The sequence below is a fragment of the Cryobacterium sp. AP27 genome, assembly GCF_056680495.1.
In genome coordinates this window covers 914443-926865 of the sequence record NZ_CM155285.1, presented here as the reverse complement: position 1 = coordinate 926865, position 12423 = coordinate 914443, and the positions used below count along the sequence as shown (strand labels likewise).

Genomic DNA, 12423 nt, shown 5'->3' with positions numbered 1-12423 from the left:
GTTGCTGCTGTGTGGGGCTTGCTCACGATTTGTTAGTGGGCAAGTATTTTGGAGAGGAAGTCTTGCGCTCTCGTGCTTTGGGGATTGGTGAAGAACTGCTCGGGAGTGGCTTCCTCCACGATCTCGCCCTCGGCCATAAAGATCACTCGGTCGGCAGCCTTGCGGGCAAAGCCCATCTCGTGAGTGACGACGATCATGGTCATGCCGTCGTTGGCGAGGTCGACCATGACCTCGAGTACCTCGTTGATCATTTCCGGGTCGAGTGCGCTCGTCGGCTCATCGAGCAGAATGACCTTGGGGTCCATGGCGAGGGCCCGCGCGATGGCGACGCGCTGCTGCTGCCCGCCGGAGAGCTGTGCGGGCATCTTCTTGGCCTGGTTCGCCACCCCCACACGGTCGAGCAGGGCCATGGCCCTCTTCTCGGCGTCGGCCTTCTTCATGCCGCGCACCTTGATCGGTCCAAGGGTGACGTTCTCGAGCACGGTCTTGTGCGCGAACAGGTTGAAGGCCTGGAAGACCATTCCCACGTCGGCGCGCAGGTGGGCGAGGGCTTTGCCTTCCTCGGCGAGCTTGACCCCGTCGATGGTGATGAGCCCATCGTCAATGGTTTCGAGGCGGTTGATCGCCCGGCAGAGTGTCGACTTGCCCGAACCGCTCGGCCCGATCACGACGACAACCTCACCGCGGTTGACCGTGGCGTTGATGTTCTTGAGAACGTGCAGTTCTCCGTAGTGCTTGTTGATGTCTTTTACGACGACCAACGGTTCGCCGCGACGGACCGTGATGTTTGACGTGGCCGGCGTGGCGTTTGTAGGCTCCATAAGCCCAACTTAGAACAAAATTCGATCGGGGACGCACCAAACCCCCGACGGTAACCGAGTTGTAACAGTCGGCACCGCCGGGGGCGGGATAAAACGGGTCGGAACGGGGGTTTCTCCCGCCGATTTAGCTGCGCTGGGCGAAGGCGCTCTCGTACAGGCACACGGATGCCGCAGTGGCGAGGTTCATCGACTCGGCGTGACCGTAAATCGGAACGCTGATGACGCGGTCCGCCTTGGCCAGGTCTTCATCGGTGAGCCCGCGGGCCTCGTTGCCGAAGAGCCACGCCGTCGGCGCGGCGAGGAGCCCCTCGGTGCGGGCCGTGAGCAGGTCCTCGCCCTTGATGTCGGCGGCGAGCAGCTGAAGCCCGGCAGTGCGCACGCGGTCGCGCACATCCTCGAGGCTCGCGGCGATCGCGACGGGCAGGTGGAAGATCGAGCCGGTGGATGACCGAATCACCTTGGTGTTGTACAGGTCGACGCTGCGACCGCAGAGGATGACGGCGTCGGCACCGGCGGCATCCGCTGCCCGAATGATCGTGCCGGCGTTGCCCGGGTCGCGCACCTCTTCGAGGATGACGACAAGTTTCGGTTCGGCGTTGAAGATCTTCCGCACCGAGGTGGGGAACTGGTGGCAGACGGCGACGAAACCCTGCGGCGTGACCGTGTCGGCCATGGCGTCAAGTACTTCTTCGGAGACGAACTCCACTTCGACACCCGCGGCAACGGCGGATTCGGCAAGGTCGGTGTAGCGTTCGAGGGCTGTCGGCGTGGCGTACAGCTCCACGACGAGTTCGGGGCGGAACGTGAGCGCCTCGGAGACGGCCTGCGGACCTTCGAGAAGGAACAGCCCCGTCTCGGTGCGCGCATCGCGCTTCGCAAGTTTCGCGACGGCTCTAACGCGCGGTGAACGTGGGTTATCAAGCATGTATCAAGCCTACTTGCAGAAAACGTGCGCAGATGCAGAAAAAGGGAGTGGGCGCTGTCGCGGCCACTCCCTTTTCACTGTTCCAGCGAAGCTGCTGGTCTGACTACGCTGCTGCAACCTTCGGTGCCGACGTGTCGGCGGGAAGGGCACCCTTGGCGGACTCGACGAGGGCCGCGAAGGTGGCGGGCTCGTTGACGGCCAGTTCGGCGAGCATACGACGGTCAACCTCGATGCCTGCAAGGCCGAGGCCCTGGATCAGACGGTTGTAGGTGAGGCCGTTGGCGCGCGATGCGGCGTTGATGCGCTGGATCCACAGGCGACGGAAGTCACCCTTGCGTGCACGGCGGTCACGGTAGCTGTAGGTGAAGGAGTGAGTGAGCTGCTCCTTCGCCTTGGTGACCAGGCGTGAACGCTGTCCGCGGTAGCCCTTGGCGCGTTCGAGAATAACGCGACGCTTCTTGTGGGCGTTTACAGCCCTCTTGACTCTTGCCATTTTTCCGGTTCCTTAAAAGTGTGTGGTCGTCGGCCGTTTAGAGACCGAGAAGCTTCTTGATGACCTTGGTGTCCGACTTGGCCAGAACCTGGTCCTGGTTGAGGCGAGCCTTGCGCTTGGTGCTCTTGACCTCAAGGTTGTGTCGCATACCAGCCTGCTGCTTCATGATCTTGCCGCTTCCGGTGACCTTGAACCGCTTCTTCGTGCCGGAGTGAGTCTTCATCTTAGGCATCTTTTTCCTCCAGTTTTGCTGCCTTATCGGCAACCTTGTCTGCCTTATCGGCAACCTTGTCTGCCTTTTCAGCAGCCTTATGTGCGTTAGTCTCCGCCTTGGCCTCTGACTTGTTCTTCAGAGGTCCGATGACCATGACCATGTTTCGTCCGTCAATGGTCGGAGTCGATTCCACGGAACCGAACTCGGATACATCCTCGGCAAATTTTCTGAGCAGTCGCACACCCTGGTCGGGACGGGACTGTTCACGACCACGGAACAAGATCATGGCCTTGACCTTGTCACCGGCCTTCAGGAAGCCTTCGGCGCGTTTGCGCTTGGTCTCGTAGTCGTGGGTATCAATCTTGAGGCGGAATCGAACCTCTTTGAGGATCGTGTTCGCCTGGTTGCGCCTGGCTTCTTTAGCCTTCTGCGCAGCCTCGTACTTGAACTTGCCGTAGTCCATGATCTTCGCCACGGGAGGCTTAGCTTCAGGGGCAACTTCGACAAGGTCGAGGTCGGCGTCCTGCGCCAGTCGCAGGGCAACATCAATGGCCACGACCCCGACCTGCTCGCCGTTGGGACCAACGAGACGAACTTCGGGGACGCGAATACGGTCATTTGTACGGGGATCGCTGATGCGTCTCTCCTCTTGGTTAACTTCGTGGTTACAACCGGCCAACGGATGTCGGCCGGGGACGAAGAGAGGAAAATCACGAGCATTTGTTCGAGCGCGATGCTCGTCCAACCACACGGCACCCTGGCTGCCTTCGCCCTCTGGAAACCAGCGGACGACGACGGAGTGCGAACTACCCGGTAACCTTTATGAAGCGGTCAAGCGCGGGTGGGAGATTCTCCACTTTCGTACCGAGACTAATGTCTCGGAACCGACATAACTCTAGCAGAGGATAGCAGTGAGCACCAATTACGACGAAGAGACCGCCCAGGCCACACGGGACATCGCGGATGTCGGAGCGGTGGAGATCATCACCACCGCGGCCGTACATTTGCTGAGCGCGGCGGCCGTGAAATGCGGGCTGGCCGATGATCCGGGCACCCAGACCGACCTCGATGAGGCCCGTAAACTCATCACCGCCCTCGCCGGTCTCGTGACGGCAGCCGCGCCCGAAATCTCCGACATGCATGCGCGCAGCCTGCGCGACGGCCTGCGGTCCGTGCAGCTCGCGTTCCGCGAGGCATCCGCCATTCCCGACCCGATCGGTGAGGGCCCGGGCGAGAAGTTCACCGGCCCGGTCAACTAGCCCGTGGATTTTCGCCTTCTGATTCCGTTCCGTCGCGACGCGAAGCGCGCCCAGATGGCCACACCCGAGAGACGACGGATCTTCTACATCCTCTTCATCGGGTACTTCGTGGCTCTCGTGGTCTCGTTCACGATTCTGCCCGGCCCGTGGCTGTGGTTCGTGCTGATCGGCGTCGTCGCCCTCACGGTTCTCGGCAATTACTGGGCGCGGGCGGATGCGCAGGACGGCTCCCGGCCGTAGCCTCCCGGGCGCGGCGCCCACCGCCGCACAGGTGGTGGGCGCCGCCGATGCCGGGGCCCGTCAGGTCTGACAGCGGGGGCACCAGTACGTGTCGCGCAGCTCGAGTTCGCTGCGTCCGATCTGCGCCCGGATGATCCGTGTCCCGCAGCGGCGACACGGCTGCCGATCCCGGGAATACACCCACAGCCGGCCGCCCCTTCGGGTGTTGCCCGTCGTCGTGCGTTCGGCTCGGTGCCGGTTGGCCTGGATCAGACGATGAGCCAAGTAGACAAGCGCGGGAAGGTCCGCCACGTCGCCGATCATCCTGGTTGGAAGCAGCCCACGCAGGAAACACAGTTCGTTCACGTACACGTTGCCGAGGCCCGCGAGGTTGCGCTGGTCGGCCAGCGCCACGGCCGCCGGCACGCTCGGCCGGGAGGCCAGCCGGCGTACCGCTTCGTCGGCGTCCCAGTCGGCGCCGAGCAGGTCCGGTCCCAGATGGCCCAGGCGGTTGTTCTCCTCCGCGCGCGGCATCAGCTCGAGCACGCCGAGGTCGAAGCCGACGGCCGCCCAGTCGAGCGTTTCGAGCACGATCCTGGCCTGGAACGCCGGCCGCTGCCACGTCGTTCCGTGCCGGTAAAGGTGCCAGGACCCTTCCATTTTCAGGTGGGAGTGCACGCTCACGCTGTCGGTGCGGATCAGGATGTGTTTGCCGCGACTGGCGACGTCGCGCACGGTCTGCCCGGACAGGTTGACGGTGGCCCATTCCGGAACCCGAATGTCGCTGCGGGTGAGCTCGCTCCCCCGCAACGCGTCGCCGAGCGAGCGCGCCTCCCGGAAGACGGTGTCACCCTCAGGCACTGAGCCTCAGCCCTTTGGGGGTGAGAGTGAAACCGGCCGCCTGCAGCTGCTCACCGACGGTCGTGCCGATCACGAAGGCTCCGTTGACGGTCTCCACGGCGACCCTGTCGATTCGTCCGGCTTTCACCACGGCGGCCAGACTCGCCGCGGCGGCGGCGAGCGGTGCGTCCTCCGACGAATATGCCAAAACGGTCTTGCCACCCCGTTCGATGTACAGCACGAGAATGCCGTCCACGAGCACCACAACGGCACCGGACTTGCGTCCGGGTCGGTGGCCGGTGCCCTCCGCGAGCGGCGGCCAGGGCAATACGGCGCCGTAGGGATTGGCCGGATCGGTGGCGGCGAGCGTGAGGGCGACCGGGTGCCTGGGTGCGGCGCCGTCGGCCGCGGCGGCGAAGGACCGCAGTCGGTCGATGGTTCCCCCGCCCGCGAATTGGGCGGCGCCGAGGCCGTCGACGAAGTATCCGCGGCGACAGCGTCCTGTCTCCTCGAATCCGCTGAGCGTGCGGTAGACGAGGGCGAAACCGCCGACCACGCCCTCGGCCTGAACCGCACCGCGGGTGACCACGCCGTACCGTTCCAGCAGGGTCTCGCCGAGGGCGTGGGCGCGCCGCGTCGCGACGGAGTCGGCGAGCGGCAGGAGCGACCACCGCCCCGACACCGTAGGCGGGCCGCTTCGTGTCGGAAGCGCCGAGCGCGGCACCGACCGGCCGCGGTGCATGCGGGCGCGCGGGGCCGAGCGGCTCGGTTTGTGGGACGGTCGTCCGCCGTTCAGGCGGGCCCGCATGGGAGCGAATGTGTCGTTGGTGATCAGTCCCGCCCAGACGAAATCCCAGAGGGCATCGACCAGGTCGGCATCTACTGTGTTGCCCACGGCATCGGACAGCTGCCGGAAGAAGTACCCGCCTCCGCCGCCGAGGGTGGCCAGGACGTCGTGCTGCAGCACGGTCAGATCCCGGCCCGGCGCGGGTGGCAGGGTCAGGGGCGCCGTCTCGGCCAGGTGCAGGCTGATCCAGCCGTCGTTCCCGGCGAGGGATCCGGCTCCGGCCCAGATCACCTCCCCCGCGTTGGTCAGTTCGTCGAGCATGCCGGGCAGGTACCCGGTTATTCGCGCTGGCAGGATGAGTGATTCCCAGGCGGAGGCGGGGATGCGGGCGCCCTCGAGCTGTTCGATGACCGCGGCGACGCCGTCCACGCCGCGCAGGCGCCCGCCGACGTGCTGCCATTCCGGCAGGAACCGCGCCATCGTCACCTGATCGACGGGTTCGACTTCGTGCCGCAGCGCCGCGAGCGAGCGCCGACGCAGCCGGCGGAGCACCTCGGCGTCACACCACTCGCTGCCGGTGCCGTTGGGCCGGAACTCGCCCTCCACAACGCGGCGGGAGTCGGCGAGCCGACGCAGCACCTGCTGCATGACCGCGGTGCCGAGTCCGAAACGATCCGCGGCCGCCTCCGTCGTGAACGGGCCGTGCGTGCGAGCGTAGCGGCTCACCAGGTCGCCGAGGGGGTCGGCGACGGCCTCGCTGAAGACCCGTGGAATGCCCAGCGGGAGCGGGACTCCGAGGGCGTCCCGCAGCCGGCTGGCGTCTTCAGTCACCGCCCACCAGTCGCGGCCGGCGAAGCTGGTGTAGACGATCCGTTTGGCGTCGACGAGTGCCCCCAGGTGTGCGGCCCGCTCGGCCTCGTCGCCCGCCGACATTCGGGGACCGAACTCGTCCCGGGTGAGGGGGCCGAGCCCCCGTAGGAGGTCGAAGATGCCCTCAATACCCTTCACCTTCCGGTCGGGCGCCAGGCGCTGCAGTTCTCGGTCTGTCGCCTCGATCACCGCGGGGTCGAGGAGTTCGCGCAGCTCGACCCGGCCGAGCAGTTCCGCGAGCAGGCTCGAGTCGATGGACAGGGCCGTCGCGCGACGTTCGGCGAGAGGAGTATCGCCCTCGTACATGAACGCTGCCACGTAGCCGAACAGGAGGGTGCTCGCGAACGGGCTCGCGGCATCCGTGTGCACCTCCATCAGCCGAATGGAGCGGGATTCGATTTGGGTGGCCAGCCGGGCCAGCGCCGGCAGGTCGTAGACGTCTTGCAGGCATTCACGCACGGTCTCGAGGATGATCGGGAACGTCGGGTATTCCCGGGCCACATCGAGTAGTTGCGCGGCCTTCTGGCGTTGTTGCCAGAGCGGGGAACGCGCGCCGGGATTGGAGCGCGGCAGGAGCAGCGCGCGTGCGGCGCATTCTCGAAAGCGTGCCGCGAAGAGGGCGGACCCGCCCACCTGCTCGGTGACGATCTGCTGCAGGTCATCGGGTTCGAAGACGAACAGTTCGGCCCCGGGCGGCTCGGCTCCCGTGTCGGGGATGCGCACCACGATGCCGTCATCGCTCGCGACGCAGTTGCCATCGAGGCCGAACAGCTCCCGCACCCGAGCGCCCACGGCGAGGGCCCAGGGCGCATGTACCTGCATGCCGTACGGGGAATGCAGGATGACACGCCAGTCCCCCAGCTCGTCGGTGAACCGTTCGACGACGAGGGTCCGGTCTGTCGGCAGGTGACGGGTGGCGGAGCGTTGCTCGTTCAGGAAGGCGAGCAGGTTGGTGATCGCTCGCTCGCCGAGGCCCGCGGCGGCGCAGCGTGCGCGGGCCTCGCGTGCGGGCAGCGCGGACACCTCACGCACGAACACGCCGATCGCCTCGCCGAGTTCGGCGGGCCGGCCCTGCCCGTCCCCCTTCCAGAACGGCAGCCGGCCCGGTTCCCCGAACGCCGGGAGCACGAGGACGCGGTCGTGGGTGATGTCCTGGATGCGCCAGCTCGTGGTGCCGAGGGCGAAGACGTCGCCCACCCGGGATTCGTAGACCATTTCTTCGTCGAGTTCGCCGACGCGTTTGCCGCCCACCTCGTCGCCGCCGACCATGAAGACGCCGAAGAGTCCGCGGTCGGGGATGGTGCCGCCGCTGGTCACGGCGAGCCGTTGCGCGCCGGGCCGGCCGGTGAGGGTGCCGGCCACCCGGTCCCAGATGATGCGCGGGCGTAGTTCGGCAAACTGGTCGGACGGGTAGCGACCGGCGAGCAGGTCGAGGGTGGCCTCATAGAGGGAGCGGGGCAGGCTCGCGAAGGGTGCGCTGCGGCGGACGGTGTCGAACCATTCCTCCACGTCGATCTCGTCGAGGGCGACGGCGGCGACGGTCTGCTGGGCGAGGATGTCCAGCGGGTTGGTGGGAACGCGCAGGGCTTCGATCCGGCCACTGAGCATCTGCTCTGCGGTGACGGCGGCGTGGATGAGGTCGGCGCGGTGCTTGGGATAGATCACCCCGCGGGAGATCTCGCCCACCTGGTGGCCGGCCCGACCCACTCGCTGGAGGGCGCTGGCGACCGACGGCGGCGACTCCACCTGCACCACGAGGTCGACCGCGCCCATGTCGATGCCGAGTTCGAGGGTGGAGGTGGCGACGACGCACCGCAGCCGTCCGGATTTCAGGTCGTCCTCGATGACGGCTCGCTGTTCCTTGCTGACCGAGCCGTGGTGGGCGCGGGCGAGCACCGCCTCGGCGCCTGCGGTCTGTCCGCTGGCTCCGAGCAGTTCTGCGGGTGGGCGCTCGCGTGGGGCGGATGCCGGGGTGCCGAGCGGTGCATCCGCTCCCTCGCCGTCGTCGCGGGCCGCGAGCCGTTCGGTGTAGATCTCGTTGAACCGGGCGGTGAGGCGTTCGGTGAGCCGGCGGGAGTTCGCGAACACGATCGACGAGGAGTGCGCGAGCACCTCGTCGACGATGGCTTCCTCGACGTGCGGCCAGATTGACCCGGTCTGGGCCGACGACGCCGCGGTGGATCCTTCGCGCGGCGCCACCGGCCCCAGCTGGCTCATGTCGTCGACGGGCACGACAACGCGCAGGTCGAACCGTTTCGGCGAGGCCGGGGCGACGATGTGTACCGGGGCGCTTCCGCCGAGGAACCGGGCCACCTCGCTGTGCGGCCGCACGGTGGCGGAGAGGCCGATGCGCTGGACCGGTGTGGCCAGCAGGGCGTCGAGGCGTTCGAGGGATACGGCGAGGTGCGCGCCGCGTTTGCTGGCCGCGACGGCGTGCACCTCGTCGATGATGACGGTGTGCACCCCGCGCAGGGACTCGCGTGCCGCGCTCGTGAGCAGCAGGAAGAGCGACTCCGGTGTGGTGATCAGGATGTCGGGCGGTGTTTTGACGAGGTGTCGGCGTTCGGCGGCGGGAGTGTCTCCCGACCGCACCCCGACGGTCACCTGCGGGACGGGCAGGCCCAGGCGTTCGGCCGCCCGGGTGATGCCGACGAGGGGCGCACGCAGGTTGCGCTCCACGTCGACACCGAGCGCCTTGAGCGGCGAGATATAGAGCACCCGCGTGGAGGCGGGCTCCGCCGCGGAGAGCGAAGAGGGTGTGGCGGCGAGCCGGTCGATGGCCCAGAGAAACGCGGCCAGTGTCTTACCCGAGCCGGTCGGCGCGACGACGAGCGCATGGGAGCCCGCGGAGATGGCCTGCCAGGCGCCGAGTTGCGCTGCGGTGGGCGCCTCGAATGCCTGGTCGAACCACGCGCGGGTCGCGGGCGAAAAGCGATCGAGCACCGTCATGGTCCTATTGTCGCGCGCCGCACCGACATCCGCTCGTCGCTACTTCAGGAGATCCGCCGGTGCGGGCATCCGGGCCCCTGCCAGGACGCGGATGCCGGTGGGTGCGGTCCCGGATCTCCTGAAGTAGGCACCATACGCGGCACGGATGCGCCGGCGCCGAGGCCGGTGACGCGGGGCTACGCGGAGGCGACGAGCTGCACCGTGAGGGAATCGACCTGGGTGGCGATCACGTCGCTCGCGGCCCAACGGGTGGCGAGGCGTCCGAGGGTCGCGTCGAGCTCCGCCCGGGTGAGACCGACGACGAGTTCGAGCCGCACGATGAGTTCGGGCCCGCTCAACCGGCCGTGCGGGTCCCCGTCGACGAGGTCCACGCCGAGAACGGAGAGTTCGGTGCTGACCGTGGCGTCGAACGCGGCTCGTACCGGTGCGCTCGCGTAGCTCGGCGTCCACGGCAGTGCTTGCGCTATCGACCACAGGGCGGGGCGGCGAATCACGAATTCCGTCGGGGACATCGGGTCGAGTACGACGAGGTCGGTGTTCTCCTGTGCCGCGGCGAGGGCCACCCGAACCGCGTCGGCCGGAACGGGCCGGGCGTCCGGGTTCCAGAGCGCCATGGCCGCCGCGGAGCTGAACGCCGGCAGCACATTTCGTCCGTCCGGACCGGCGACGGTGATGATCGACAGTTCCTGGGTCTTGTCGATCGTCACACCGTGGTCGTTGGTGCCGGACTCACCGAGCGCGGTGACCAGGGGAATCAGCAGCCGTGAGGCGCGGACCGCGTCGATGACGCCCTCCTCGCCCGCTTCCCGGGCGTGGAATCGACGCAGCGCCTCCAGGAGAGGCGTCGGGGCGAGCCCGTCGTCGTCCGCGCTCTCGTTCGGCTCGAAGTCCCGTCCGGCCCAGGGCTGACCGGCGGAATCGGCCGTGTTGCCGGCGTCGCCCGGGCCGGATGGCAGGCCCGTGGATCCGAGGTTACGAGCCCGAGACATCCAGCGCCTCGGCGAGGGTGAAGGCTCCCGCGTACAGCGCCTTGCCGACGATGGCTCCCTCCAGGCCGAGGGGCACGAGTTCCCGCAGGGCGATCAGGTCGTCGAGGCTCGAGACACCACCGGAGGCGATGACGGGCTTGCGGGTCTTGTCCAGGATCTGACGGAGCAGGTCGATGTTGGGTCCCTGCAGGGTGCCGTCCTTGGTGACGTCGGTCACCACGTAGCGGGCGCATCCGGCCGTCTCGAGCCGCTCCAGCACCTGCCACAGGTCGCCGCCGTCCTTGGTCCAGCCGCGAGCGGCCAGGGTGGTTCCGCGCACGTCGAGGCCCACGGCAACGGCCTCGCCGTACTGGGCGATGACGCTCGCCGCCCACTCGGGGTTCTCGAGCGCGGCCGTGCCGAGGTTGATGCGCTTCACGCCGGTGTTGAGCGCCGCCTCGAGCGACTCGTCGTCGCGGATTCCGCCGGACAGTTCGATGTTCACGTTCTTGACCTGGCGGATGACCTTCTTGATGACGCCCGTGTTGTTTCCGCGGCCGAAGGCCGCGTCGAGGTCGACGAGGTGGATCCACTCGGCTCCCTGGCGCACCCAGTCCGCCGCGGCATCGTCGGGGGTTCCGTAGTTCGTCTCGGTGCCGGCGCGGCCCTGCGTCAACCGCACGGCCTTGCCGTCGGCGACGTCGACGGCCGGGAGCAGAACGAGACGCGGGGTGGTGTTGAACTCACTCATATGTTTCCTCGATTGACATGGCCGCTGAGGCAGCCGACTTGAACACAAATACTGTGGGGGTGATGCGCTACTGGCGCAGGCTGGTCAGCCAGTTTTTCAGCAAACGGATGCCGGCCTCACCGGATTTCTCCGGGTGGAATTGCGTGGCCGAGAGCGGCCCGTTTTCCACGGCGGCGAGAAACGGTCCGCCGTGCTCGGCCCAGGTCAGGCGGGGCTGCGGAAACGGCGGCTGAACATCGAGCGTCCACGACTGGGCGGCGTAGGAGTGCACGAAGTAGAACCGTTCCTCCTCGATCCCCCGAAACAACAGGGAATCGGGGTCGGGGGTCACGGTGTTCCAGCCCATGTGCGGCAGCACCGGCGCGGGAAGCTCCGTCACCGTTCCCGGCCATTCGCCGAGGCCCTCGGTGTCGACGCCACGCTCGACCCCATGTTCGAAGAGCACCTGCATGCCCACGCAGATTCCGAGCACGGGGCGTCCTCCGGCCAGCCGGCGGTCGATGATGTCGTCGCCGCGTACCGCGGTCAGGGCGGCCATGACCGCGCTGAACGCACCGACGCCGGGGACCACGAGTCCGTCGGCCTCAAGCGCGACCTTCCGGTCGTGGGTGAGGGTGACGTCGGCACCGGCAAGTTCGAGCGCCTTGACGGCGGAGTGTACATTGCCGGTTCCGTAGTCGAAGACCACAACAGAGGTCACAGGGCGCCCTTCGTGGAGGGGATGCCGCTCACGAGCGGGTCGAGGGCCTTGGCGAGTCGGAAGGCGCGGGCGAAGGCCTTGAATTCCGCCTCCGCAATGTGGTGCGCATCCCGACCGCCCAGAACAGTGACGTGCACGGTCAGTCCGGCGTTGAAGGTGATGGCCTCAAACACGTGCCGCACCATGGAACCGGTGAAGTGCCCGCCGATCAGGTGAAACTCGAATCCGGCTGGTTCTCCGCCGTGCACGAGGTACGGCCGACCGGAGATGTCCACGACCGCCTGCACGAGGGCCTCGTCGAGGGGAACCAGGGCGTCGCCGTACCGAGAGATACCGGATTTGTCGCCGAGTGCCTGTTTGATGGCCTGGCCGAGCACGATCCCGATGTCTTCGACGGTGTGGTGCACGTCGATGTCGGTATCGCCGTGCGCGCGTACGGTGAGGTCGGTGAGGGAGTGCTTCGCGAATGCCGTGAGCAGGTGGTTGTAAAACGGCACGGTCGTCTGAATGTCGCTCACCCCGGTTCCGTCCAGGTTGATCGACAGCTCGATGCTCGATTCGCTGGTCTCGCGCTGCAGGTGGGCGACGCGCGGTGCAACCGGCGTTGAAGGTGAGCTCATGAACCCA

General features: G+C 67.2%; 13 protein-coding genes. 2 read left to right on the top strand and 11 right to left on the bottom strand.

Annotation, left to right across the window (positions count from 1 at the left end; genetic code table 11):
• Positions 1–32: 32 nt before the first annotated feature.
• The 5 genes from AC1MB9_RS04285 to infC form a co-directional block, all read right to left on the bottom strand.
• On the bottom strand, positions 33–821 hold the full coding sequence (locus AC1MB9_RS04285; RefSeq protein WP_479963807.1) for an amino acid ABC transporter ATP-binding protein: 789 nt from the start codon (positions 819–821) through the stop codon (positions 33–35).
• Between the two features lie 124 nt (positions 822–945).
• Positions 946–1746 (bottom strand): TrmH family RNA methyltransferase, encoded by an 801-nt coding sequence (locus AC1MB9_RS04280; RefSeq protein WP_479963806.1) that lies wholly within the window; start codon positions 1744–1746, stop codon positions 946–948.
• Positions 1747–1849: 103 nt separating this feature from the next.
• Positions 1850–2239 carry a 50S ribosomal protein L20 gene (gene rplT / locus AC1MB9_RS04275; protein ID WP_479963805.1) on the bottom strand — a complete coding sequence of 130 codons (390 nt, stop codon included), beginning with the start codon at positions 2237–2239 and terminating at the stop codon, positions 1850–1852.
• 37 nt (positions 2240–2276) lie between these two features.
• Positions 2277–2471, bottom strand: coding sequence for a 50S ribosomal protein L35 (gene rpmI, locus AC1MB9_RS04270; RefSeq protein WP_479963804.1), 195 nt, complete (start codon positions 2469–2471; stop codon positions 2277–2279).
• The gene (infC, locus tag AC1MB9_RS04265; protein ID WP_479964578.1) at positions 2464–3090 is read right to left on the bottom strand and encodes a translation initiation factor IF-3; all 627 of its coding nucleotides are present in this window, start codon (positions 3088–3090) and stop codon (positions 2464–2466) included. Before infC ends, rpmI begins: the two co-directional genes overlap by 8 nt.
• A 274-nt stretch (positions 3091–3364) precedes the next feature.
• On the opposite strand from infC, the gene AC1MB9_RS04260 reads away from it, so the two are divergent.
• Together AC1MB9_RS04260 and AC1MB9_RS04255 are read left to right on the top strand one after the other, a co-directional pair.
• A complete protein-coding gene (locus AC1MB9_RS04260; RefSeq protein WP_479963803.1) occupies positions 3365–3712 on the top strand; it encodes a DUF1844 domain-containing protein in 348 nt (115 codons plus the stop codon).
• A gap of 3 nt (positions 3713–3715) precedes the next feature.
• The gene (locus AC1MB9_RS04255; protein WP_479963802.1) at positions 3716–3952 is read left to right on the top strand and encodes a hypothetical protein; all 237 of its coding nucleotides are present in this window, start codon (positions 3716–3718) and stop codon (positions 3950–3952) included.
• A 60-nt stretch (positions 3953–4012) separates the two neighbouring features.
• Here AC1MB9_RS04255 and AC1MB9_RS04250 read toward each other — a convergent pair whose 3' ends face one another.
• The 6 genes from AC1MB9_RS04250 to hisB form a co-directional block, all read right to left on the bottom strand.
• A complete protein-coding gene (locus AC1MB9_RS04250; protein WP_479963801.1) occupies positions 4013–4792 on the bottom strand; it encodes a DNA-formamidopyrimidine glycosylase family protein in 780 nt (259 codons plus the stop codon).
• Positions 4785–9377, bottom strand: a complete 4593-nt coding sequence (locus tag AC1MB9_RS04245; protein ID WP_479963800.1) for an ATP-dependent helicase — start codon at positions 9375–9377, stop codon at positions 4785–4787. The genes AC1MB9_RS04250 and AC1MB9_RS04245 overlap by 8 nt, the downstream gene beginning before the upstream one ends.
• Before the next feature lie 176 nt (positions 9378–9553).
• A complete protein-coding gene (locus AC1MB9_RS04240; RefSeq protein ID WP_479963799.1) occupies positions 9554–10366 on the bottom strand; it encodes an SseB family protein in 813 nt (270 codons plus the stop codon).
• On the bottom strand, positions 10350–11096 hold the full coding sequence (gene priA / locus AC1MB9_RS04235) for a bifunctional 1-(5-phosphoribosyl)-5-((5-phosphoribosylamino)methylideneamino)imidazole-4-carboxamide isomerase/phosphoribosylanthranilate isomerase PriA (protein WP_479963798.1): 747 nt from the start codon (positions 11094–11096) through the stop codon (positions 10350–10352). The genes AC1MB9_RS04240 and priA overlap by 17 nt, the downstream gene beginning before the upstream one ends.
• Positions 11097–11163: 67 nt before the next feature.
• Complete coding sequence (gene hisH, locus AC1MB9_RS04230; protein ID WP_479963797.1) at positions 11164–11796, bottom strand: imidazole glycerol phosphate synthase subunit HisH; 633 nt, start codon at positions 11794–11796, stop codon at positions 11164–11166.
• On the bottom strand, positions 11793–12416 hold the full coding sequence (hisB, locus tag AC1MB9_RS04225) for an imidazoleglycerol-phosphate dehydratase HisB (protein WP_479963796.1): 624 nt from the start codon (positions 12414–12416) through the stop codon (positions 11793–11795). Before hisB ends, hisH begins: the two co-directional genes overlap by 4 nt.
• Positions 12417–12423 lie beyond the last annotated feature (7 nt).

Bases quoted from the DNA above. Each gene is read 5' to 3' on its own strand.
- AC1MB9_RS04245 (WP_479963800.1), bottom strand. From the start codon at position 9,377: ATGACGGTGCTCGATCGCTTTTCGCCCGCGACCCGCGCGTGGTTCGAC.
- AC1MB9_RS04280 (WP_479963806.1), bottom strand. From the start codon at position 1,746: ATGCTTGATAACCCACGTTCACCGCGCGTTAGAGCCGTCGCGAAACTT.
- priA (WP_479963798.1), bottom strand. From the start codon at position 11,096: ATGAGTGAGTTCAACACCACCCCGCGTCTCGTTCTGCTCCCGGCCGTC.
- rpmI (WP_479963804.1), bottom strand. From the start codon at position 2,471: ATGCCTAAGATGAAGACTCACTCCGGCACGAAGAAGCGGTTCAAGGTC.
- AC1MB9_RS04240 (WP_479963799.1), bottom strand. From the start codon at position 10,366: ATGTCTCGGGCTCGTAACCTCGGATCCACGGGCCTGCCATCCGGCCCG.
- AC1MB9_RS04285 (WP_479963807.1), bottom strand. From the start codon at position 821: ATGGAGCCTACAAACGCCACGCCGGCCACGTCAAACATCACGGTCCGT.
- rplT (WP_479963805.1), bottom strand. From the start codon at position 2,239: ATGGCAAGAGTCAAGAGGGCTGTAAACGCCCACAAGAAGCGTCGCGTT.
- hisB (WP_479963796.1), bottom strand. From the start codon at position 12,416: ATGAGCTCACCTTCAACGCCGGTTGCACCGCGCGTCGCCCACCTGCAG.